General features: G+C 58.2%; 14 protein-coding genes. 10 read left to right on the plus strand and 4 right to left on the minus strand.

All coding sequences use genetic code 11. The features are described from left to right. Nucleotides 1–127: 127 nt before the first annotated feature. From KSS97_RS00545 to KSS97_RS00560, 4 genes are all read left to right on the plus strand, one after another. Nucleotides 128–490, plus strand: a complete 363-nt coding sequence (locus KSS97_RS00545) for a DUF6124 family protein (protein ID WP_217860659.1) — start codon at nucleotides 128–130, stop codon at nucleotides 488–490. A gap of 324 nt (nucleotides 491–814) precedes the next feature. Next, the gene (locus tag KSS97_RS00550) at nucleotides 815–1,846 is read left to right on the plus strand and encodes a histone deacetylase family protein (RefSeq protein WP_217860661.1); all 1,032 of its coding nucleotides are present in this window, start codon (nucleotides 815–817) and stop codon (nucleotides 1,844–1,846) included. 11 nt (nucleotides 1,847–1,857) lie between these two features. Beyond that, nucleotides 1,858–2,958, plus strand: coding sequence for a polyamine ABC transporter substrate-binding protein (locus KSS97_RS00555; protein ID WP_030139101.1), 1,101 nt, complete (start codon nucleotides 1,858–1,860; stop codon nucleotides 2,956–2,958). Between the two features lie 147 nt (nucleotides 2,959–3,105). After that, nucleotides 3,106–7,704 (plus strand): dermonecrotic toxin domain-containing protein, encoded by a 4,599-nt coding sequence (locus KSS97_RS00560; protein WP_217860662.1) that lies wholly within the window; start codon nucleotides 3,106–3,108, stop codon nucleotides 7,702–7,704. A 33-nt stretch (nucleotides 7,705–7,737) separates the two neighbouring features. Here the strand turns inward: KSS97_RS00560 and pdxR are convergent, their stop codons facing one another. After that, a complete protein-coding gene (gene pdxR / locus KSS97_RS00565; RefSeq protein WP_217860664.1) occupies nucleotides 7,738–9,282 on the minus strand; it encodes a MocR-like pyridoxine biosynthesis transcription factor PdxR in 1,545 nt (514 codons plus the stop codon). A 101-nt stretch (nucleotides 9,283–9,383) separates the two neighbouring features. Beyond that, nucleotides 9,384–14,750 carry a dermonecrotic toxin domain-containing protein gene (locus KSS97_RS00570; RefSeq protein WP_217860665.1) on the minus strand — a complete coding sequence of 1,789 codons (5,367 nt, stop codon included), beginning with the start codon at nucleotides 14,748–14,750 and terminating at the stop codon, nucleotides 9,384–9,386. A gap of 276 nt (nucleotides 14,751–15,026) precedes the next feature. Between KSS97_RS00570 and KSS97_RS00575 the strand changes: the two genes are divergently transcribed. Genes KSS97_RS00575 through KSS97_RS00585 form a run of 3 tightly spaced genes read left to right on the plus strand, consistent with a single transcriptional unit; the run spans nucleotide 15,027 to nucleotide 16,796 of the window. Then, nucleotides 15,027–15,668: an FMN-binding negative transcriptional regulator gene (locus tag KSS97_RS00575; RefSeq protein ID WP_217860666.1), complete on the plus strand. Its 642-nt coding sequence runs from the start codon at nucleotides 15,027–15,029 to the stop codon at nucleotides 15,666–15,668. Between the two features lie 2 nt (nucleotides 15,669–15,670). Then, the gene (locus tag KSS97_RS00580; protein ID WP_217860667.1) at nucleotides 15,671–16,117 is read left to right on the plus strand and encodes a GNAT family N-acetyltransferase; all 447 of its coding nucleotides are present in this window, start codon (nucleotides 15,671–15,673) and stop codon (nucleotides 16,115–16,117) included. Nucleotides 16,118–16,127: 10 nt separating this feature from the next. Continuing rightward, a complete protein-coding gene (locus KSS97_RS00585; RefSeq protein ID WP_217860669.1) occupies nucleotides 16,128–16,796 on the plus strand; it encodes a GNAT family N-acetyltransferase in 669 nt (222 codons plus the stop codon). A 93-nt stretch (nucleotides 16,797–16,889) separates the two neighbouring features. On the opposite strand, the gene KSS97_RS00590 is transcribed toward KSS97_RS00585, so the two are convergent. After that, the gene (locus KSS97_RS00590) at nucleotides 16,890–17,786 is read right to left on the minus strand and encodes a homocysteine S-methyltransferase family protein (protein WP_217860670.1); all 897 of its coding nucleotides are present in this window, start codon (nucleotides 17,784–17,786) and stop codon (nucleotides 16,890–16,892) included. A 113-nt stretch (nucleotides 17,787–17,899) separates the two neighbouring features. Between KSS97_RS00590 and KSS97_RS00595 the strand changes: the two genes are divergently transcribed. The 3 genes from KSS97_RS00595 (at nucleotide 17,900) to KSS97_RS00605 (ending at nucleotide 21,864) form a co-directional block, all read left to right on the plus strand. Next, complete coding sequence (locus tag KSS97_RS00595; protein WP_030139093.1) at nucleotides 17,900–18,721, plus strand: ABC transporter substrate-binding protein; 822 nt, start codon at nucleotides 17,900–17,902, stop codon at nucleotides 18,719–18,721. Beyond that, nucleotides 18,718–19,551, plus strand: a complete 834-nt coding sequence (locus KSS97_RS00600; protein WP_030139092.1) for an amino acid ABC transporter permease — start codon at nucleotides 18,718–18,720, stop codon at nucleotides 19,549–19,551. The genes KSS97_RS00595 and KSS97_RS00600 overlap by 4 nt, the downstream gene beginning before the upstream one ends. A gap of 189 nt (nucleotides 19,552–19,740) precedes the next feature. Then, a complete protein-coding gene (locus KSS97_RS00605) occupies nucleotides 19,741–21,864 on the plus strand; it encodes an autotransporter outer membrane beta-barrel domain-containing protein (protein ID WP_217860672.1) in 2,124 nt (707 codons plus the stop codon). Between the two features lie 64 nt (nucleotides 21,865–21,928). On the opposite strand, the gene oadA is transcribed toward KSS97_RS00605, so the two are convergent. Further along, nucleotides 21,929–23,737, minus strand: coding sequence for a sodium-extruding oxaloacetate decarboxylase subunit alpha (gene oadA, locus KSS97_RS00610; RefSeq protein ID WP_030139090.1), 1,809 nt, complete (start codon nucleotides 23,735–23,737; stop codon nucleotides 21,929–21,931). Nucleotides 23,738–23,749: the final 12 nt, after the last annotated feature.

Here is a 23,749-nt window from a genome sequence, read left to right on the forward strand (position 1 = left end):
AACTACGCCGGAACTCGCCGACTTGTGGGCCATGCCCTCAACCCCTATCGTCTCCTCGTCGCTGACATCAGCGAACGGGTTTGGCGGCCCGCTTAACGAAAGTTCCTCATGTTAAAGGAGCTTCACCATGTCCAAGATCAAACCAAACCCAGCAGAAGCAGACCCCAACTCTCCTTACCTGGACGGCCTAAACGCCAAAAAACTCGAAGAAGCCGCTACCCGCGCATTGGACTTTTATCTAAAGCCCAAACCAACAAAACCCAAAGAAACCATCAAGCCCGGCCAGCTATTCACCGTCGTAAAAGATCTCGACAACGAATGCCTGCTGGCCAACCTCAGCGAAACCCTGGCTTCAGCCGATGCGATGGTCAACGAACTGGCGTTCGATCTGGAAGGCTCCAACCGCCATGTGCTCCTCGGCATCCAGCAATTGATCGAGCTGAGCTCGCTGCTGGCGAACCGGGTGTTGGATAACGTCGATCCTCGATAATCGCGGCATCACCTGTGGTGAGGGGATTTATCCCCGCTGGGGCGCGAAGCGGCCCTAAAATGCAGACGACGCGGTGGGTCAGGCAGATTGGGTTGGCTGGTTAGGGGCTGCTGCGCAGCCCAGCGGGGATAAATCCCCTCGCCACGGGATTTTTGGGAGCCGTAGACTTACGCCCCGAACCAGCGCACACCCGCGCCAACAAGGGGCGATTTACGGTCAAATCTTTTGGCCATTTTGATCCCCTTTTGGCCTTTCCTGCCGTTCTCCAAAACCCCGCCCGCCGCAAGACTGTGTCCCAGCGAATCAGCCCTGCGGAGAACAAGAATGCTGACGATCTACTCGGACGATCACCACCTGCACCACGGACGCTGCGAGTTGATGGATGGGCAATTGATGCCCTGCTTCGAGATGCCGTCCCGGGCCGACCATGTGCTGGAGCGGGTCAAGGCTCGGGCGTTGGGGCCGGTGGAGGCTCCGCAGGATTTTGGCCTGGCGCCGATCCAGCGTATCCACAGCGCGGCGTACCTGGACTTCTTCAAAGGCGCGTGGGCGCGCTGGACCGAGTTCAACCGCGACGGCGACCTGCTGCCCTACACCTGGCCGGCCCGAACCCTGCGCACGGTGATCCCGACCAGCCTGCACGGCCAACTCGGCTACTACAGTTTTGACGGCGGTGCGCCGATCACCGCCGGCACTTGGCAAGCGGCGTATAGCGCTGCCCAGGTCGCCCTCACCGCCCAGGCCGAAGTCCAGCGTGGCGCGCGCAGTGCCTTTGCGCTGTGCCGTCCGCCGGGACATCACGCCGCCAGCGATTTGATGGGCGGGTATTGCTACCTCAACAACGCCGCCATCGCTGCCCAGGCTTTCCTCGACCAAGGCCATGAAAAGGTCGCCATCCTCGACGTGGATTACCACCACGGCAACGGCACCCAATCGATTTTCTACGAGCGCAGCGACGTGCTGTTCGCCTCGATCCACGGCCATCCGGAGGCGGAGTTTCCGTTCTTCCTGGGCTACGAAGATGAGCGCGGCGAAGGCGCCGGCGCGGGTTTCAACTTCAACTACCCTTTGCCGGCCGGCTCAGGTTGGGACACTTGGAGCGCCGTCCTGGAGCAAGCCTGCGGCGAAGTCCAACGCTACGACGCCGACGTCATCGTCGTCTCCCTGGGCGTGGACACGTTCAAGGACGATCCGATCTCGCAATTCAAGCTCGACAGCCCGGACTACGTGGCGATGGGCAAGCGCATCGCCGCCCTCGGCAAGCCGACGCTGTTCGTGATGGAAGGCGGCTACGCGGTGGCAGAAATCGGCATCAATGCCGTGAACGTCCTTGAAGGTTTCCAAAGCGCCCAATGAGGAACAACAGCATGAACAGACTCAAGCATCTGATGGCCCCGGCCCTGTGCGCCGCGCTGCTTTGCGGCGCTGTCCAGGCCGAGGAGCGCACGTTGCGCGTCTACAACTGGTTCGACTACATCACGCCCAAGGCCCTGGACGATTTCAAGGCGCAGAACAGCCAGGTCAAGCTGATCTACGACATCTTCGACACCAACGAGGCGCTGGAGGCCAAGCTGCTGACGGGCAACGCCGGCTATGACGTGGTGGTACCGTCCAACGTGTTCCTGGCCAAGCAGATCGAAGCCGGAGTGTTCCAGCCCCTGGATCGCAGCAAGCTGCCGAACTGGAACCACCTCGATCCCAAGCTGATGAAGCTGATCGAAGCCAACGACCCCGGCAATAAATTCGCCGTGCCCTACATGTACGGCACCATCCTGATCGGCTTCAACCCGGACAAGGTCAAGGCTGCCCTGGGCGGCAACGCGCCGGTGGACAGTTGGGACCTGATTTTCAAGGAAGAGAACATCAGCAAGCTCAAGCAGTGCGGCGTGGCCTTGCTCGATTCACCGTCGGAGATCCTGCCCCTGGCCTTGCAGCACCTCGGCCTGGACCCCAACAGCAAGAAGCCGGCGGACTACGCCAAGGCCGAAGCGCTGCTGCTGAAGATCCGGCCTTACATCACGTATTTCCACTCGTCCAAATACATGGCGGATATCGCCAACGGCGACATCTGCGTGGCCGTCGGTTATTCCGGCAGCTTTTCCCAGGCGGCCAACCGCGCCAAGGAAGCCAAGAATGGCGTGACGGTGGACATGCGACTGCCCAAGGAAGGCGCACCGATCTGGTTTGACATGCTCGCGATTCCCAAGGGCGCGAAGAACCCGGACGATGCCTACACCTTCATCAATTACCTGCTGCAACCGCAGGTGATCGCGCCAGTCAGCGATTTCGTCGGCTATCCGAACCCGAACAAGGACGCCACGGAAATGGTCGACCCGGCGATCCGCGCCAACCCCAACCTTTATCCAACTGAAGCCGCCATGGCCTCGCTGTACACGCTGCAACCGTTGCCCAGGGATGCCGAGCGCGCACGCACACGGGCCTGGACGCGAATCAAGTCCGGCCAGTGATCACGCAGGCGATGGCCTCGGACGGGCTGCAATGTGGCGCGACAACCTATACATAGTTACCACCTTCCCCGCTCCCTGCCTCTCTAGCATGAAAAAACCGAAGCGTTCGGCTTCGGTTTTTTCATTATTTCGAGAGAGGACATTCAAATGGCACCCGACTCTACCGATACAGAATCTGCGTCCGAAGCAAGCCTCAGGGGCGCGCTGTTCAACCAATTGCTCGCGGGCCCCACCTCAGCGGAAGTGGCCGCCGTACTCCTGCGGGACGCTCTCAAACAACTTTATCCGGACTTGGATCTCGACCCCTACACAACCGTCGTCGGCGAGCCGGCCTGGGAGATTGTCGGCAGCGAGATCATTGCGCGCCCCACTCTTTATGAGTCGCTCAGCGATATGCTGGCCGCGCAGATGGACCAGGGGCAGGGCCCGCCGACTTTGTTGATCGAAGGGCTGCATTTCCTGACGCAACTGCCCATCACCACGCCCGAAGTGCATTTGCCGGTGCGTATCGACCAGGTTGGGCGATTGATAAATGAATTGGCGCCCGCGATGGTGCCAGCCCGCCAGGAACAACAACTGGCGTACTGGAACATTCCGTTTGGCAATTACGGTCCACGCTGGCACCAACTCTCCCTGACGTTGCGCAAACTCTGGGACGTCAAGCAGGTCGACGGCTGGACAGTGGCTGAATGCGACATGGCCAGGCAACTTTACCTTCACCCCGATCGACAGGACCGAAAGGATGCGTACGACAGCCACGCCTATCTGATCGAAATCGACGCGATCGCCGATAACCAGAAAAGCCACGTGAGCGATAACTCGCTGGTGGTGCTGATTGGCACAATTGATAAAAAAGAGGTCATCCTTGCCCACTCGCTGCTCAGCGGCTACCAGAAGTACGAATCTCGTGAAGCGTTGGGGAAGTCGCTTTTGGCCAATCTGAGCAGCTTGTTGCGCCCTAACGTATTGCAATGGCGGCTTTATGAACCCGGTGGCAATGTTTTTGACAGCAAGGCCTGCGGAATCATCACCACACAGGTCAAGGTTCTCGGCCTACTCAATATCGAGCAAGAACAGATCCTCGCAGAGAACGAACCTCCCGCCGCAGGCCTGACCCACGGGCCCGGCGAGGACTGGTTCCGCCAACAGATACCCGAGTGGCTGCAAGTCGCGCAGGTAGCCGACCAGGTTCTGTTCGCTCAGTACATGAAGAGCCTGTCGGCGCTGAGTAATTCCCACGCCGGTAAAACCTACCTGGACGGTATTGCGTCTATCAAGAACCATGCGTCGAATGCACTCAAGACGCAGATGCAAGCCGAGCACGCCGACGCCTCGACATGGGTCCCTGAAAATATTGAGATCGAAATAAAAAGTCCCGTCGTATGGGGCTCCTTCGTTGTGCCCTTCCAGCTGGATACCACGCGGTTCAATCTCGTCGAGTTGGCCTTGCAGAACCTGATTGCCGTCCCATCGGGCAATAAAACCATTCGCGCCATCGACGGTACGGAGTTGCCGAGTTGGATGACGGTGGCCTACGTTGAAAACCTCATCACCAAAATCGATATCGGTCGCGTCTATCCCGAGCTGATCAAGCACAAATTGCTCGATGATCCGGCAGAGTCGACCCTGCGCGAGAGCTTGTACATTTCACAGCTACGCATCCAGCTGCCCATGATCGCGCTGGAAGGCAAGCTTCGTGGGCAAGGCGATATAGATGATCGCGGTTGTCGTTATGTCGCGGCGCTGATGGAGCCTTTGGAGACCGATCGCAAGGTTGATGGACAACCTATCGTGCTGCGCAAATTAGCCTTTGTACCCGAGCTGCAACTGGGTGTATCAGAGGACATCGTTGCCAATATGTTCGTGATCGGCACGCAAACAGCGAGTGCCGGACCTTGCCTGCTTTATCGCCCCTTGCTCGAACCGCAACTGCTCCAGTTTCCCTCGTTCAGCAACCTGCTGTACGCCATCAAGCAAAACGCTGACTTGCGCCAATCGGTACTGGCGTGGCTGCCTGATGGGGTACGGGATAACTACAGCCGATACGTTTTCCCCAACACCATGCCCTCGCCCTGGGCCGTTGTTGATTTTGTGGCGAATCCACTGATGTCTCTGGCCAACAGCGGCCCCGTGACACTCAGCGACGACGCCCTGGGAGACGATTTCATGTCGCTGTTGTTCAAGGCCAACGCTAACGCGCTGGTCACACTCGCCGACCGTCAGTCCGTCTCCAACAGCGAAAGCCGCTGGGAGTCATTCAAGCAAGCGGGCTGGCTGATTTTCAACCTGGCGTTGCCCTACCTTGGCACGACGGCGAACACCACGATCTGGCTCTGGCAGATATTGAACGACCTGGAACAACTCACGCAAAACGACGGGGCAACCCAAGGCCAGGCCAAATGGGAAACCTTCGTCGACTTGTTGCTCAACGTGGCATTGGGCGTCATCAACATTGCCATAGATCGCACCAAGACAAGCAGACGTAGCCGTCCGACCGATGCTCCGGAAGTCGTCCCGGCGAAAACCCAGCCAGGGCCCAAACCCGAACCGGTCATCAAGGCGCTCACGCCGCTCATCCAAACTGAGCTGCCACAAGAGCACTACGACGATGTCCATACCAGCGGCGCCCTGATGGGTAAAGCCGGGAAGGACGCCACGCTTCTTGGCAGCTTCAGTGTCAATGCTCCCGACGTTACCCAGCCCGAGCGCGAAGGACCACTCAAGGGGCTCTATCAGAAAGAAGAGAAGTGGTACGCGAACATCGCCGACAAATGGTTCGAGGTCAGCATAGCGGGCGAACAAGTCAACATCATCGAGGGAGAACGCACCGGGCCTCCCCTGACCCGGAATGCGCACGGCCAATGGCACGTCGACAGCCGCCTGCGTTTACGTGGCAGTGGTTCCAAAGGCGCCAGGCAAAAAGTCGTTGTCAACGCACAACGCCGCAGCATTCAGTTGCTGGCTGAACTCAGGACATTTGAACAACAGAAACCGTTGAACGAACGAATGCTGACGATGGAGGCTAAAGCCATGGCGCTGACCTCGCCCGCCGACAGAGAAACCCAGGCCAATACCTACCTGGCGACTCTGCGAGAGCAGCGAGAAAACTATGAAAAAGCACTGAAGGCGTTAGTTGAATGGCCAGTCTTCCAGTCAAGACCCGATTACCCTCAGATCAGCATTGGCTACCTGGGGGCGCAGATAAATTTCACCTTCGCAGAGATCGACCTGCTGAAAGAGCGTTTTACCCCCGTCATGGCCAAGGCACAGGGCATGATCACGTCTTTGGTCAGGACGTCGGAGCAGCAACACATCGACGCTGCCAATAGCATGATCAGCATCGGCGACCAGATGATCGAGCGCCTGGATTACCTCGAGACTCGATTTACCCGGCTCAAGCAACTGGGCTTCGGTGGCTTTGAATTGGTCCGTGAGCACCGTAAAAAGTTGCCCGTTTATACCAGCGACGATCTACGGCTTATCCAGCTGGATATGTATCGACACCTCTGCCTCTCCGTTGAAAGCGTCGCGACGATGCCCGAAGGTTGGGCAGAAATAAACCGCTTGGTCGACAACGCTACAGTCGCCTTCCAAAGCCTGCGTGACGCGATCGATGAGCGAAGCGCGATTCGTCTGGATGAAAAAGTCGACGCACTGGGCAGCCTGACGGAACAATTCGCGGCCATCCAGGAACACCTCGACTACATGCAACGCGAGTATCAAGACAGCAGTGTTCCCCTGCAACTCACGCGACTGCGACGACGGATAAGCGATTCAAAAAAACTGGCGCTACGTAACTTGGCACAGGCTCTCGATGAGCGAAGCAGCCAGAGACGATCTGGCCGTCCTTATGAGCAGCGTCCACGCTCCAGGAAAAAATTCATCAGGACGCGCTTCTGGGGCTTTGTCAGCGGAGAGCCTCGCCTATCCAGCTCGCGCGAAGAAACAGGCTGGCTCGACGTGAGAAATCCGCTCTCGAATGAAATCATCGCTACCTTTCATCACAAGGAAAACGGTGAGTGGGTGCCCCACGTGCTGCCCTCTATTCCTGCGACAATCCCAGCGTTGGCAGCGAGCGTTCAAAAAGGTAAAGCCCTGATCGACGGACTGGCTGCCTTCAAGAAGCAAATCAAAACCTATACACAAGACCCCCACCGCACGCCTGCCGGTATCGCCATGCTCATGAATGCGCATGCAAGCCGAATGGAAACCGTCGGCGTGGCGATCAGAAAGGCATTGGACCTGGCAGAAAGTGTCGTCACGAACGAAACGGTAGAACTTCCACAGGAAGAGCAGCGCACGGCTGAAGCCTTGCGATTACAGCTCAAGAAGGAATCGAAGACGCTGTACGCGGAGGAATTCGAAACCGTACTGAGCATAATCAAACAGAGCCCGCCCACCATGAGTGGCGTTGTCTGGCTCAACGACCGAAACCGGATTCGAATCAGCAAGCGGACTAACCGAGAACGCATCAGAACCCCGTTCAAGGGCTACCTCGACCGATACGAAATCAAGGACAAGGGAACCGGTAAAACGCTCTGGTTCGCGGACTTTCATTATTCACAGTATTGGGTGTCTGATCGGGCATTTCTCTCAGCGCGCCTGAGAACGGCGGAGCAGGTCAATTCAGGAGCCATCGAAGTCTCTACGACAGGATTCAGCCAACGGCAATTGATTGATCACTACCGCAGCGAAATCGCCGTGGACCAGGCCCAGCAGGTGTTCTTTCCAAAAGTACGCTCATAGCCGGGCCTGCGGTCGGCACCGTGCGGCAGGCCCTCAGGCTTTCCAGACCTTTGCCAGGCTCGCCAACGCGGTGCCGATCGCCGCAGGCGCGACCGCGGCAAACCCCAGCACCAGGCCGGCTCGCACGGGTGAAGGTGTGGCGGGTAGCCAATAATCGCTCAGGCCATTGATCTCGACCCCTACGCTTGCCGCTTGAGCGATCAGCTCGTGTTCACGTTCGACAGTGTCCACAGGCACTGTGACGTGCAACCCTGCGACGACCGTGGGCAGGGTGCCGACACCCGCCACAGCCTTTGGCCAACCCGCGAGCAACGCATCTCGCCGAGCCAGGGCGGCCCTGCGCATGCGTCGGATGTGCCGCTGGAAATGGCCGGCAGCCATGAACTGCGCCATGACTGCCTGGGTACTGACTTCCGAGTGACGCACGTCCACGGCGCGTCGGCGGGCGAATGCATTGACCAAGCCAGGCGGCAACACCAGGTACCCCAGTCGCAACGCCGGAAAGGCGACCTTGCCGAACGTACCGACGTAGAGCACCCGGCCCTGGCTATCGAGCGCAGCCAAGGGCGCCAACGGCGCGCCGCTGTAACGGTATTCACCGTCATAGTCGTCTTCGACGATCCAGCCACCGTTGCGTTCAGCCCAGGCCAGGAGTTCCAGTCGCCTTGCCAGGCTCATGACAACCCCGGTTGGGTACTGATGGGACGGTGTCACGTAAGCGAGCCGACAATGCTCCAACGTACCGAGCACCGTGCAGTCCAAACCCTCGCCATCTACCGGAACGCCCTTCACATCGGCACCCGCTACCGAAAACGCATGCCCCGCCGCGCGATAACCCGGATTTTCCACCGCGACGATGTCTTCTGGATCCACCAATAGCTGTGCACAAAGGCTAATGCCTTGCTGCGCACCGCTGGTGATCACAATTTGCTCAGCCGTACAGTGCAAACCCCGAGAGCTACGCAGGTAAGCTGCGATCAGCCCGCGCAGACGTGCGTCCCCTTGTGAATCGCCATAGCAGAGTTGTTCCAGATCCGGTTTGCGCCAGAAAGCCGCATTCAGCTTGGCCCAGACGTCGAATGGAAACAGATCGAAGGCCGGCACACCGACCCGAAACGCCCGCGGCGGCCCACCGGATGGCTGCGCCAGATAATGCTCTTCGACACGGTTCAGTGCATTGCTACGGGCGATTTTACTGGATGAACCCACAGGTAAATCGAGCCAATCTGTGGATAAGCTTGGGGATAACCCTGTGGGAATCTCTGTGGATAGTTTTGTGGATATGTTTTTCAGCGGCAGCATGGCTGAAGACAGTTGTGCCACGTAAGTACCGTCGCCGATGCGTCCGTCAATGAAACCCTCGGCGTAGAGCTGGTCGTATGCCCGCACCACACTGTTGCGCGAGATCGACAAAGCCGCAGCCAAATCACGGCTGGCCGGCAGCCGCGTGCCGCTCGCCAGGCGCCCGTCCAGCACACGGGCACGTAACGCCTGGTAGAGCTGACGGCTGAGCCCTTGGCGGCGGTCCAGTTCGATCCCGGCAGGGTTGAAGGACAATGGCGGCGTTGCGTTCCTCATGACAGTCTCGTGGGTGGGCCCACGACGATCATAAGTACAACCCATGCAAACCGCCATATGAACGGCATCGCTACCACGAGCGTCGTGATAACGATGTTCAGTCAGCCGTCGGTCTTTTTATACAGCCAAGCCCAAGACGGTATTTGTCCGTGACGCCTTACATACGTGACGAAACTCAACCAGTTATACTCCGCACGATTGTTTGACAAGTCGAATTGGTACAACGAATTCCTCAACCGTTCGGATATTGAATGATCGGCAAGAATGCTTGTAGCCATACCATCCGCACGGCGAGCGTCGAGCATAAGACTGTTAATCAATGCGGATGTAAATTCCGCCTCGGAATTCAACGAACCCTCTTGAGCAAGAGTATTGTTGATATTGCCACCGCTATAGTTCGGGCTGATCAGCTCCCGCCAGACACTCTGCGCTTGCTCAGGGGTAAAGTTATTCCTGAGGCGATCGAACAGGTCCGGAACGTCGAGCAGCAATTTAACCCTGGAGTTCACCGGAGGCGCGCCGGCAGCACTGAATAAACTGACGGCCGCTGGCATTCCCGTCTCGGTTGAAGACGGTACCAGAAACTGGTAGAAACTCACGAGCATGTCCAGGTTATTAACGACCTTCGCCGCGTTCGTTTGGTCAAATTGATGGATCCATTTGATATCAATGGTTCCAGACGCGAACAGCTCAGTTACGCGCGTCATGGAATATTTGGCAATAGCACGGAGTTTGCGCTTGTTGAGCGAAGGATGACTCACCCATCGGGCAAACACGGGTACAGGCAAACGGCCTCCCAAATGACTTGAAATAACCGAGGACGTTAGAAGGGTTTCGACGAACTCCAATAACAATCGTTTGCGAAACGTGGCCCGAAGCAAGCCAACCGTCCGCCTGACCTGCTCTTCATACCGGTAAACTCTCATCAATCGAGGAATATCAGAAACAATCACGCCTGTATCTTCTCTCCACCGGTTTGCAACTGCCTGCAGATTATATAAATACACGGGCTCCGCACCGCCATTACTTGTCTTGAAATCAGAGACGCTGATATCTCCGTGGACAGTCTCATCATAAAATATATAGCCCTCCGGGTTCCGAGGATAGAACTTGCGCAAATCGTCAATATCAACGCCGTACTCAAACAGCATATGCATCAAATCCGAATTCAATTCGAAAAACGGATCTTTCAGTATCGTTCTTAACGTCTCAGAACTTCCCTTGACCTTTAAAATATTATAAAGAAAATACTGAATGGATTTTATTTGCCCAGGGGTATAAGGGATATGCAACGGTGCCAACCCAGAGCGAGGCCGACTGGGAATCATTGCCGCAATGTCCTTCAATAGAACGTACTGCGTGGCGGTAGGAGGTAACGAAAGCCCTGACTGCCCCAAATACAATCGAAGCGGGTGAAACAGCTCCTCCGGCCAAGGCACCTCGGACATGACACCTCTCAGGAAGTCCAGCGACTCCCAGCCCAGTATCCCCCTGAGTAAAGACTCAACAGGCATCGGGGCTGTGTTCTGAATAACTGGCCTCCCGTCGCCCAGCATTCCCTCAAGCGCTGATTCCAGTTGAACCAATGGCTGCGGAGCTTCCAGGAAGCTCAATAACTGCCTGTTCTGGCGAAGATACCTGGCTGATGCGACACGCAGCCCCCGCACCGAGAAATCATTTCCGCCCTCAAGCGCATTCAACCCTTGGGCAACGACATTGAAAAAACAATCGCCATCCCTGGGCACTTGGATGGGTTCCGCGCGGTTGGCCTGGAGCAGTTCGTAATGGTTGCCGCCCCTGCGCCTCACGACCACATCCGAAGCCAAGTCCGGAGGGCTGGCTACCTGGTAAATCGGAGCCGTTCCCGATGCGAACCGCATCGTAGCGGCCTGCCCGCCCGGCCGTTCATCAATAATTACCAAGCCCCGGTTCCGAGGCCAACTTGGCAGATTGGGCATGAGCTCCGGAACCATATCCATCATCACGTTATTCCATTCGCCAGATCGCTCTACCAAAGCAACCATATCCTCAAGGGATCGAGGAAGCGCATCCGGGTTCAAAAACGACAGTGAGGAAGACCCGGCTTGTGAGGGGCCCGGTTGGGGAGATGGGCTCCTGGAGCGTTTCACGCCGCCGCCCCCCAAGCCAAATCCTACGGCGCGCCATTCGCCATCAGGCATCCGCGCAATGGTGCTTCGCACTACGCCACTGGAACGTATGCTCAAGCCGGTTTCGGGGTCGACGAGAGTGGCCTCGGTTGCATTCAACTTCGTATTGTCGTGGACCCGTAGCACCGTCCCGTCCGGCTGTCGCACATACACGGGGCGAGCAGTCACGATGCCCGTGCTTACATCTTGTACGGTGGGGCGGTAAAACCCTCCGGCATCCGGCACGACTCCTCGTATTACCGATCCGTCATTCGCGGAGAAACGGCTATATATGGCTCGCTCCAAAAGCAGCCCGCCTGTTTTTTCAGGCGACCTCAGGCGGGAAAGCACGTCCTGGAGAAATGATCGATTTCGTGACAGCCCCACCATGCCGCCGACAGGGCGCCGTGCAACACCGACCGCCGTCAGGTATCTGACAATACCCCAATGCAGAGGAATACGACCGGTCTTGCTCACCAACAGGAACAATCTTAAAAAGCCGAGGAAAAAAGCAAAGGTCGACGCGATGTCGATGACTGCTTCCAACGCCGCCATCGAAAGCGTGACGATGGTTTGATAGCGTATTTCCCGGTTGCTGTTGGAGCGATGGTTCGCATAGGCATTCAAGAATCTGATATGAGCGGCATAAAGCGCTTCGGGAAGATTTCCGTCGATTAACGAACCGCGGATCAAGGGTCGGCCACCTTGCAGCCCCAACGTTCGCCTCAGCTCATCAGGGTTGTTCGTTGCGATGCGAGAAGAAAAATAGTCCTGCCAAGTTTCAAGTTTCAGGAGTTGTGCGATGCCGTCGCCAAGGTCGGGGAATTCGTAAAAATCATGCTCTCCAGGGCTGTCCGGAAAATAAACGCCAACAGGTCCATGGATATCCGCCCCCTCCTGGTCTGAAAAGATCAACACTCCGTCAATGCTGGTTGAATTGCTCATCCTGCCAGGATGATTTCCCATGGCAGTGGTACCACCGAGTAACAGACCGTGGACATGGACTTTTCGTCCTTGGACCTGCTTACGCTCCTGTGCAGTCGATGATGACAGGACGGCGTTCAACCAAAGCGGGATTACCTTTTCGAGTTTTGCGGACTTGGAACCCTGAACGATAACCATGGACGTGAATACTTGGTCACCGTTGAGCGTGGCTTCATACCCCTTGAAACTCATGTTGGCTTTGTATGCAGACCACCAGGCTTCCTGATAGTCAGGTGCCCTCAATTTCCCCTTGAGGTACGCGTCATAGTTTTCGCCGATATCCAGGCTCGTGGCCATTTGGGCAAGCTCAGGTCCGCTCAAGACGATGAGACGACCGGTTACGGGGTGAAAGAGAGGTCGCCCTTCTTCATCGGCAAGTTGAACAGGAAATATTTCCCTCATCGCATTCGGGTAGACGCTGGGGCGAATGTTGTCCAGCATCAGTTGCGTCAAACTGGCGACACGGGAATCCTTCACATTGCAGGCTGCCCCTTGGAACAGCGTAATGAAAGTTCGATCTGGGTCGGGATCGATGTCCACATGCAAGAGCGTTCGAAGGTAAGCGTTTATTTTTTCGCGGGCGAACTCCATGAGCGACTGGACGCGCTTGCCGGCAGCTTTCTCATCAGCCTTCGACGCTTCGCGTTCCAGATGCCGATAGGTTCTCTTCTGCGCAACCGAGGCGACGGTATAGGCCTCGGGTCGACTATTCCTGAACAAGGTGTTGATGCGGGCCAGCAAGGGACCATCGAGTTCCAGCATCGGCAATTGCAGCGCGGCTTCGGTAGCTGCAGCGAACACTTTCAAGTCAAAACGCGCTTTTTCCGGAGCCTTCAGAACCGATTCCAACGCGGTGTATTGAAGCTGTAGTAACTCTTTTGCCGCATCTTCGAAAACCGGCGCGATGAGCTCGAAGTCGATATGAGCTATTTTCCGCTCTTGCCCTTCGTGGAAAGGATTGACCGTGTCCACCAGTTCTTGAAAATCGTCGAATTTCTGTATTCCACCCTCCAGGGAATAAAGAAACATAGCCTCTGTATCGGTCCGCTTAATCACCATTGCAGCAGGCCACTTTTGGGCTGCCTGGTCCTTGATATCCAGCATGACCTTGTACACCCGCGGCACGCCCTGCTTGTTCATCAACCGTTCCCGACCCGCTTTGGAGGGGTGGGTGATGATGATTTCAAGCAGACGATCTTCGGCATGCTGCAAAATCCGAGCAGCATCACTGAGTCGGACAGAGGGGTCGCGGTCAGCTTTGTATAAATCGAACAGATATGAGAATCGCTGGGAAAGCCTGAGGGCGAGTTCTTCTTCTGTTGTAAAAACGTCTGGACGATCAAGCGCTCCTTGAATTTCTTTAAAACGAAAGCCGACGAAATCATCGAGGAACTGGCGCGCGACACGGTCGTGGGTCGTAGGATTGGCGATATCAAATGCTGACGCCATGGCTTGCACGATGCTTTCATCTATCGGGTCGACGAACACGCTATCGATTTCTTGCACCGTATCGGGCCTGGTAAAAAAGCCGACGTTCTCCACGGCAAAGTCGGGAGGCTCGTGATTTAACAAACTCTCCCAGAGCACTTCGCTGAAGGTGCTGGACGACACAAGCGAGCGGTGTCCCCGTGAGTCCGTGGAGAAACGATTTACATACCAATGACCGGGATCGACGTCCTGCAGCACTGGCCCTCGGAACTTGCCGGGATCAATTGTCTCCAGCATCAACCCCACCACCACATGGCTGAGCACCGAGTCGAACGTGGGCAGGCCGGCGAAAAGACGCGCCAGATCAGCCCTATGGGCATAGAGACGCTTCAATTGTTTGCGTTGAACTTCTTCACGGAGACTGCCCGGACTCTCTCGGCTCCCCACCTCAGTATCGACGACCTGATTTTGCCCGCTGTATTGCGGGGGAACGCCTGTTTGCAGTTTCGTCAGCACGCTGTGCGAAAGCCTTAGCCCATCCACTCGAAGCAGAGAAAAGTCCAGGCTCATGCGGTTTCTGTAGGGATAAATCACCCAACTCTCGCATCGGGCAAAGGTGGTGGGGCTGGGAATCGGCTTGCTTTGATAGGCCTCAAGAAAGCCTTGTGTGACAGCGGCGCGCAAGGGAACCCACGCGGCACTGTCTTCAACAGCTCTGCCGGCCGCTTTGATCTCTTGATAAAACACTCGAACCTGCGCATCACCCTGCAATCCCAACGCAAGTAACCACGGGTCCGCAAAGTCATGGGGCTTGAATGGATTGCCATCGGGCAGCCCATTGAGGGGGCTGAGGGGAGGAAGTTGTGGTTGCGGCGACACGGTTGATCCATCTTTGGGGAGCGTAGGCATAAAAAGGTCCGGCGTTGATTGACGAACCAGAACCCTACGGTGTCGTTAAACCCGTCAGCGCATACATATATATATTCAGGCGGATTGAGTTTTAGAAATTGTAAGTGGATCGGCCTATGTAAATATTCCCACAGCAGACAGCGAGGAAGATAAGCAGGGACCCCATCCGCTTTTCATATTCCGTGACGAATGGACCTATGAAATTGGCTGTAAGTGGCTCTTAACACAGACCAATAGCCTGCCTAGGATGCTCGCATTCGCCAAGGAAAACTTATCATGTACAACCCCAAGGGCTTTGCTGTCGAAGATCTACCTCAACTGCACCAGATGATGGGTGATTGCCGTCTGGCGATATTGATTACTCAGGGCGAGCAGGGCTTGCAGGCCAGTCATCTACCGCTACTGTTGGACCCACGACAAGGCCCGAATGGGAGCCTTTATGGGCACATGGCTCGGGCCAATCCGCAATGGCGCGACCTGGAAGCGGGCGCCAACGCCCTGGTGATTTTCCCCGGCGCCGATGCCTACGTCAGCCCGAGTTTCTACCCCAGCAAAATCGAACACGGCAAGGTGGTGCCGACCTGGAACTACCTGGCCGTGCACGCCTACGGCACCGCCGAGGTGTTCAGCGACGCTGATCGCCTGCGCAACCTGGTGGGCGCGCTCACCGACCGCCACGAGATCGGCCGCGCCCAGCCCTGGAAAATCGACGATGCTCCGGCCGAATACATCGACAGCATGCTCAAGGCAATCGTCGGTTTTGCCCTGCCGATCCAGCGTCTGGAGGGCAAACGCAAGCTCAGTCAGAACCGCAGCCCGGTAGATGTCGCCGGGGTACGCAACGGGCTCGCTGCCAGCCCTGATCCGCAGGACCGGGCCCTCGCCCACCTGATACCTGAGCAATTGTCCAAGGAGTGACCATGAGCCAACTCGACATCCGCCGCGTCAGCGCCGACGATCACGCCGCCTGGCTGCCGTTGTGGCAAGCCTACCTGCGCTTCTACAACACACAATTGCCGGACAGGGTGACCCAAAGCACCTGGCAACGCTTGCTCGATGACAGCGAACCGACCCATGCTGCCCTGGCCTGGCAGGGCGACACGGCGGTGGGCCTGGTGCACTTCATCTACCATCGTTCGAACTGGAGCATCGAGAATTCCTGCTACCTGCAAGACCTGCTGGTAGCGGAACAAACCCGTGGCACCGGTGTGGGTCGCCAGCTCATCGAGTTCGTCTACAGCACCGCCAAGGCCGATGGCTGCTGCAAGGTGCACTGGTTGACCCACGAAACCAACGCCACGGCGATCCAGCTGTACGAGCGCATCGCCGAACGCCCTGGCTACATTCAATTTCGCAAAGCCCTTTAAGGAGTGCCCGATGTCTTCACTCGCTGATTGGAAAGGTGTCCCGGCGCCGTCCGCGCAGTTGCTCGAAGGGCGTTTCATCCGCCTGGAAAAACTCGATCCGGCGCGCCATGCCGATGGCCTGTGGCAAGCCCTGGAAGGCCCCGGAGCCGACCCGAAACTCTGGGATTATTTACCCTATGGCCCGTTCCAGGATCGCGGCGCGTTCGATGCCTGGCTGAACAACCATGCGGCCAACGTCGACCCGTATTTCTTCAGTGTGATTGACCGTGCCAGCGGCGAGGTGCAGGGCATTCTCAGCCTGATGTCCATCGTGCCCGCCCAAGGGCGCATCGAGATCGGCCATGTGACCTTCGGCGCGCCGATGCAGCGCTCGCCGAAAAGCACCGAGGCGGTTTATCTGCTGGCCAAGGAATCTTTCGCCCTGGGTTATCGTCGCCTGGAATGGAAGTGCAACAACGCCAACGCCCGTTCCAGATACGCCGCCGAGCGGCTGGGGTTCACGTTCGAGGGCGTGTTCCGCCAGCACATGGTGGTCAAGGGGCAGAACCGCGACACGGCCTGGTATTCGATGCTGGATTCAGAATGGCCAGCCATCGGCGCGGGATTCGAGCGCTGGCTGAGCGAAGAGAACCAGCGCGAGGATGGGCAAGTGCGCAGCTTGGTGGAATGCCGCTCGTAGACCAGCGCCTTACCCGGTGGCGAGGAGCTCGCGCCCACCGGGTTCCCTAGCCGCGCCTGTACGCGTGCCCTCCACCCGAGCCGACCCGGTCACTCAGACCAACTGCTGCGCCAACACCGCAATATGCTCTGGGCCGATACCACAGCAACCACCCAGATGGCTGGCTCCGCGCTTGCGCCAGTCAGCTGCCCACTGCAGATAGCCCGGCGGGTCGAGGTCTTCGCGCAATGGGTCCAGCCCATCATTGGCCGTCGCTTCCTTGGGCTGCGGGGGGAAGGCATTGGCGTATGCACCAATGTGGATGTTCACGCCCAATCGCTCGAAGGTTTCTCGCGCCGCGTCGATCGCCGTACCGATCACTTCCGGCTGGCTGCAGTTGAACAGCAGCACCTCGACGCCCAGCTCCGCCGCGACCGCCGCCGCGTCTGCCACCGGCTCGCCAGAACGCAGGCGCGGTACTTCATCGGTGTCTTCGTCTTTCAGGGTAAACGACAGCCAGAACGGCTTGCCGTCCTTCGGCAACCCGGCGTGAATCGCCCGTGCTTCGACAGTGGAGCTCTGGGTCTCGGCCAGCCACAAGTCGACGTGGGGCGCCAGGCCGGCGACCAATGGCGCAAGTAATTCGGCGGCGCGGGAGGCGTCGAACAGATCCGGCCGATAGGAACCGAACAACGGCGGCAGCGACCCCGCTACCCGCACCGCTTTGCCTGAAGCCTCAACTGCCCGCTTCGCCAACTCGCCGGCCAGCGCCGCCAAGGCCTGGCCTTCGGCGGCGAAACGCGCCTCACCGATATGGAACGGCACCACGGCATAGCTGTTGCTGGTAATGACATTGGCGCCGCTGGCGATATAAGCCGCATGCACGGCCTCCACGGCCTGGGGCGCTTCGCTCAAGGCCAGCGCCGACCACTCGGGCTGTCGGAACGGCGCGCCACGGCGTTGCAGTTCACGGCCCATGCCGCCATCGAGAATGACTGTTGCTGCGCCCATATGCGATTCACTCATAAGCTTATGAAAAATACTCACTACCGGAGTTGTTCTTATAACTATTTAATACGCACCATTCAGAGAACTACAACTTATTTTTCTAACAGGGCCTTCATATGAAATTACAACCGTTGCTGGCCCTGGGCCTGACGCTGCTGGCCGCCTCTTCGCAAGCGTTCGCCGGAGCCACACTGGATCGCATCGAACAGAAAAAAGAGCTGGTGGGCGTGCTGATGGAAAGCTATCCGCCCTTCTCGTTCCTCAACGATCAGAACCAGCTCGACGGTTTCGACGTGGACGTCGCCAAGGCCGTGGCACAGAAACTGGGTGTGAAACTGCGTCTGGAAACGCCGTCCTGGGACGTGATCGCGGCCGGCCACTGGAGCGGGCGCTACGACATCTGCATCTGTTCCATGACGCCGAGCAAGGCCCGCGCCGAAGTGTTTGATTTCCCGGTGCAGTACTACGCGTCGCCCGCGGTCATCGTGGTCAATGCCAAGGACGACCGTATCCACGGCGCCAAGGACTTGAGCGGCAAGAAAGTCGGCTTGACCAGCGCCTCCAGCTACGAGAGCTACCTGAACAAGAACCTGGTGATCGAAGGCGCCGAGGATACCCAACTGAGCTACCCGTTCGAAGACGTGCAGATCGCCCCGTACGACACCGACAACGTGGCGTTCCAAGACCTGGGCCTTGGCGCCGGGGTACGCCTGGACGCGGTGCTGACCAACCTGGTGACCGCCCAGCCGCGCCTGACCGAGGACAAGCGCTTCAAGCTGGCCGGCCCGCCGCTCTACTCCGAACCGAACTCGGTGGCCATCGAGAAAGGTGATGCGCAGTGGGACAGCAAGGTGCGTGAAGTCTTTGCCCAGTTGAAACAGGACGGCACCTTGAGCAGACTCTCGCAGAAATGGATCGGCGCCGACATTACCCAATGACTTCTTTTCCACCCCCCCAGCCACCGCCTTCGGTGGCTGAATCACGCCTGCAAAAAATCTTCGGTTTTCGTACCCGACTGTACCTGACCTGGGCGGCGATGCTGGTGCTGTTCGCCAGTTTCTTCCTGAGCTTCGACCTGAAGTTCTCGATCATCCTCGACAAATTGCCGAACCTGCTGGGCGTACACCTGGCGCCCAATGGCTTTTTGCAGGGTGCGATGCTGACGTTGTTCCTGTGCCTGTGTTCGATCGTCGCTTCGTCCTTGCTGGGCTTCATCACAGCCCTGGCGCGGCTTTCCAGCAGTGCGGTGGCGTTCGGCATCGCCAGTTTCTACGCGTCGTTCTTTCGCGGCACGCCGCTGTTGATCCAGATCCTGCTGATCTACTTGGGCCTGCCGCAACTGGGCGTAGTCCCCGGCGCCATCGCCGCCGGAATCATCGCCCTATCGCTGAATTATGGCGCCTACCTGAGCGAGATCTTCCGCGCCGGCATCCTCGGCGTCCCCCATGGCCAACGCGAAGCGTCCCTTGCCCTGGGCCTGAGCGAAACCGTGATCTTCTGGCGCGTCACCCTGCCCCAGGCCATGCGCACCATCATCCCGCCGACCACCAACCAATTCATTTCCATGCTCAAGGATTCCTCGCTGATCTCGGTGATGGGGGTCTGGGAAGTGATGTTCTTGGCGCAGTCTTATGGTCGTTCCAGCTATCGGTATATCGAGATGCTGACGACAGCGGCGATTATTTATTGGCTGATGTCCATTGCACTGGAGCTGATTCAGGCGCGGATGGAGCGGCATTATGGGAAGGCTTATCTCAAGCGCAGCTGACGGCTGTGTATGAACATGCTGTAGGGAAAAGCCACAGTTCCCGCCAGCCATCGCGACGATAGCGGGAACGCAACACGACCAGCCTACAAACTTCATCCACTGAATCGTGCCCACGGCGGGAAGATGGCTGGCATCGCCGCCCCGGCTGAATTTTTACAGTGCGACCTTCTCCATCACAGGTCGCACTCAATGCCTACCCAACACGTATTCCTGCCCCAACATCTCGCGCTGGCAATAGCGCTGGCGCTTGGTTGTGCCGAGCTTTCGATGGCCCAGTCGGTTGCCGAAGAAGCCCAACCCGTTGAAACAACTGCCCAGGCGCAGGCCCGCCTCAAGGCATTCGCGGCGGCGCCAGATACGAAGGTCGAAAAGGTTATCAAGGCCCAGGAAGCTCCCCTATCGATGGGCGACAGCAACGACCTGGTGATTGTCAGCAAGCAAGGCGAACTTTTCGGGCTTACCGACGGCGGCGGCGGGACTAATGTCCTGCAATTGGATATCGCCAAGGGAGGCGTCATCAATCAAATAAGTAACGTTAAGGATCTGCATCTCAAGCAAGGCGAATGGTCCAACGGCGGCGCTTTCAACGGGGGAAGTCTGGTCGACTCGAAGGCCAGGTTGACCAACACCGGTCAGATTGCGGGTGCGGTGCACGCACTCGGCATATTCGATAATCAAGGTACCGTGGCCGGGCCCGTGTTCGTTGGGAAAAACGCCACGTTCAGCGGTAACGGGACGGTCGATGCGCTGGATGTGACGGGCTTGATGAAGGTCGGTCCAGACATTGGCGCGCCTTCGGTTACCAACGACCTCAAGTTCTCCAAGAGCGCGACGTTGGTTTATGGAATCGACGCAGAAAGAGGCAGCGCCACGATCCAGGTTGGCGGTACAGCCACCTTGGGTGATGCGACTTTGAAAGTCATCGCTGTATCCGGCGAATCCACTGAAGCCGGCAAGCACGTTGTGATCGAGGCGAAAAAGATCGATGGCAAATTCGGGAAGGTCTTGAACGAACTCGTTTACATGAACGCGACGCCGGACTACGTCGCAGGTAAACAAGTGGGGTTGGTCCTCACACGCAACAACGTTCCACTCACGAAAGCCGCGTCGACTCCCAACGGGCTGGCAGTTGCAGGCGCTATCCCGGACCTGCGGCAAGAAACCAACGGTATTTTAGAGCCTGAACCATCTCCTGCGAGCAAACCGAAAACCACAAGCCCTGCAGCAAAGCCCACCGAACCACCAAAAGTAGTCGCCGCAGCCAAACCCAAGCCCGTCGTCCAGGCGAAGCCCATCAAGCCTGTAGCTAAACCCAACACTGCCATCAACGCCCTGCTCGGCACCAACATGGCCACAGCCGCCGATGCCATCGACCAACTCGGCGGCTACGACACGGCAGACCTGGGCAACGCCACCCTGAGCAGCGTCGCACCGATCAGCACGGGAATGCTGTCCGTGATGGGCAGGCATAACCCGTCGGGCGAACATGGTAACGGCCAGGTCTGGGTCCAGGCCGTTGGCAATAGCGGCAGCCTCGCCAAGCAATTGGGCAGCTACGCCCTCAAGCATTCGACCAAGGGCCTGATGCTGGGAACCGATTGGGCTGTCAGCTCCAATTGGCGATTGGGCGTCATTGGCAGCAAGACCCAGACACGACTGGACAGCTATCAATTCGACGGAGCACTCGACAGTTGGCTCGTAGGCGCCTACGCCTTGCGCCAGGAAGGGCCGGTGGCGCTGCGCCTGGGTGCCGTCTATGGCAGCCATGACGGCAGCACCAAGCGCCATGTCGCGTTCAATGGTTTCAAGGATCATCTCAAGGGCCGTTACGACGCCACGACGCAACAGGTCTTCGGACAGGTCGGCTACCACCTGGACGTCGGACAGTTCGATATAGAGCCCTACGTCCAGGTGGGTTACCAACGCTACCAACGCGACGCCTACGCGGAAAAAGGTGGCGATGCCGCGCTGCAATACCACGACCAGACCCAGGAACACTTCAGCAGCGACCTCGGCCTGCGCCTCGCCCGCCCTTTTGTATTCGACCAAGGCATGCGATTGACGCCGCGCGTCGATGTCGGCTGGAAGCACCTGTACGGCGACATCAGGGGCAACTCCCATCAACATCTGGCCAGCGGAGGCAATACGTACGTCATCCAGGGAGTCGAGCTGGACCGTGACAGCCTGCTCTTGCAAGCAGGATTGGACCTGGCCGTATCGCCACGTCATACCCTGGGACTGAACTACAGCGGCGAGACTGGCCAGGACAATCGCAACGGTGCGCTGATGGGCCAGTGGAAGATGATGTTCTGAAAGGCGAAAAAAAAGGGGAGCACCTGCTCCCCCGAGGTAAAACGTTGCATCGAGGCTGTTTGAATCAGCCTTCGATTTCGACGAGGATCTCGCCCGGGTTGACCCGGTCGCCCTTGGCCACATGAATGGCGGTGACCTTGCCGGCGATGGCCGCCTGCACTTCGGTTTCCATCTTCATGGCTTCGGTGATCAATACCGCCTGGCCGGCCTTGACCACGTCGCCCTCCTTGACCAGGACATCGACGATGTTGCCCGGCATGGTGGTGCTGACATGGCCCGGCGCAGTGGCTTGCTTGCGCTTGCTGCTGCCGCCGCCGACGAATTCATTGAGCGGCTCGAAGACGACCTCTTCCGGCATGCCATCGATAGACAGGTAGAAGTGACGCTTGCCTTCGGCCTTGACGCCCACGCCAGTGATGTCGACACGGTAGGTTTCGCCGTGAACGTCAATGACGAACTCGGTCGGCACGCCTTCGCCGCCGGCGGAGCTGACGCTGCCGGCCTCTGGAATTGGCAGCAGCACTTCAGGGGTCAAGGTGCCGGCTTCACGTTCTTCGAGGAACTTGCGACCGATGTCAGGGAACATGGCGTAGGTCAGCACGTCCTCTTCTGACTTGGCCAGGGCACCGATTTCGCCACGCAGCTTGGTCATTTCCGGCTTGAGCAAATCGGCCGGACGCACGTCGATCACCTCTTCGCTGCCGATAGCCTGGCGACGCAACTTCTCGTTCACCAAACCCGGTGCCTTGCCGTAGCCGCCCTGAAGGTAGAGCTTCACTTCGTTGGTGATGGTCTTGTAGCGCTCACCAGCCAACACGTTGAAGAACGCCTGGGTGCCGACGATCTGCGAGGTCGGGGTCACTAGCGGTGGGAAGCCGAGGTCTTCGCGCACCCGCGGGATTTCCGCCAGCACTTCGTTCATCCGGTTCAGCGCGCCCTGCTCTTTCAACTGGTTGGCAAGGTTGGAAATCATCCCGCCCGGTACCTGGTTGACCTGGACGCGGGTGTCCACGGCGGTGAACTCGCTTTCGAACTGGTGGTACTTCTTGCGCACGGCATAGAAATACAGGCCGATTTCCTGCAGCAGTTCCAGGTCCAGGCCAGTGTCGAACTCGCTGCCCTTGAGGGCGGCGACCATCGATTCGGTGCCCGGATGGCTGGTGCCCCAGGCGAAGCTGGAAATTGCGGTATCGATGTGATCGGCGCCGTTTTCGACGGCCTTGAGTTGGCACATCGCGGCCAGGCCGGCGGTGTCGTGGGAGTGGATGAATACTGGCAACGATTGCTCGCTCTTCAGCGCTTTCACCAGTTCGCCAGTGGCGTACGGGGTCAGCAGGCCGGCCATGTCCTTGATCGCCACCGAGTCGCAACCCATGGCTTCCATCTGCTTGGCCTGGGCCACGAACGCGTCGATGGTGTGCACCGGGCTGGTGGTGTAGGCGATGGTGCCCTGGGCGTGCTTGCCGGCGGCTTTCACCGCTTCGATGGCGACCCGCAGGTTACGCACGTCGTTCATCGCATCGAAGATACGGAACACATCGATGCCGTTGACCGCGGCCTTGGCGACGAACGCCTTGACCACGTCATCGCTGTAATGGCGATAGCCCAGCAGGTTCTGGCCGCGCAACAGCATTTGCAGACGAGTGTTGGGCAACGCGGCACGCAGTTGGCGCAGGCGCTCCCACGGATCTTCCTTCAGAAAGCGCACGCAGGCGTCGAAGGTGGCGCCGCCCCAGACTTCCAGCGACCAATAGCCGACTTTGTCGAGCTTGTCGCAAATCGGCAGCATGTCTTCGGTGCGCATCCGGGTGGCGAGCAGCGATTGGTGGGCGTCGCGCAGGATTGTGTCGGTAACGTGGATCTTCTTGGACATTGTCATGATTCC

The organism is Pseudomonas alvandae (assembly GCF_019141525.1).
Lineage (GTDB): Bacteria > Pseudomonadota > Gammaproteobacteria > Pseudomonadales > Pseudomonadaceae > Aquipseudomonas > Aquipseudomonas alvandae.

Bases quoted from the DNA above. Each gene is read 5' to 3' on its own strand.
- KSS97_RS00545 (WP_217860659.1), top strand. From the start codon at position 128: ATGTCCAAGATCAAACCAAACCCAGCAGAAGCAGACCCCAACTCTCCT.
- KSS97_RS00550 (WP_217860661.1), top strand. From the start codon at position 815: ATGCTGACGATCTACTCGGACGATCACCACCTGCACCACGGACGCTGC.
- KSS97_RS00555 (WP_030139101.1), top strand. From the start codon at position 1,858: ATGAACAGACTCAAGCATCTGATGGCCCCGGCCCTGTGCGCCGCGCTG.
- KSS97_RS00560 (WP_217860662.1), top strand. From the start codon at position 3,106: ATGGCACCCGACTCTACCGATACAGAATCTGCGTCCGAAGCAAGCCTC.
- pdxR (WP_217860664.1), bottom strand. From the start codon at position 9,282: ATGAGGAACGCAACGCCGCCATTGTCCTTCAACCCTGCCGGGATCGAA.
- KSS97_RS00570 (WP_217860665.1), bottom strand. From the start codon at position 14,750: ATGCCTACGCTCCCCAAAGATGGATCAACCGTGTCGCCGCAACCACAA.
- KSS97_RS00575 (WP_217860666.1), top strand. From the start codon at position 15,027: ATGTACAACCCCAAGGGCTTTGCTGTCGAAGATCTACCTCAACTGCAC.
- KSS97_RS00580 (WP_217860667.1), top strand. From the start codon at position 15,671: ATGAGCCAACTCGACATCCGCCGCGTCAGCGCCGACGATCACGCCGCC.
- KSS97_RS00585 (WP_217860669.1), top strand. From the start codon at position 16,128: ATGTCTTCACTCGCTGATTGGAAAGGTGTCCCGGCGCCGTCCGCGCAG.
- KSS97_RS00590 (WP_217860670.1), bottom strand. From the start codon at position 17,786: ATGGGCGCAGCAACAGTCATTCTCGATGGCGGCATGGGCCGTGAACTG.
- KSS97_RS00595 (WP_030139093.1), top strand. From the start codon at position 17,900: ATGAAATTACAACCGTTGCTGGCCCTGGGCCTGACGCTGCTGGCCGCC.
- KSS97_RS00600 (WP_030139092.1), top strand. From the start codon at position 18,718: ATGACTTCTTTTCCACCCCCCCAGCCACCGCCTTCGGTGGCTGAATCA.
- KSS97_RS00605 (WP_217860672.1), top strand. From the start codon at position 19,741: ATGCCTACCCAACACGTATTCCTGCCCCAACATCTCGCGCTGGCAATA.
- oadA (WP_030139090.1), bottom strand. From the start codon at position 23,737: ATGTCCAAGAAGATCCACGTTACCGACACAATCCTGCGCGACGCCCAC.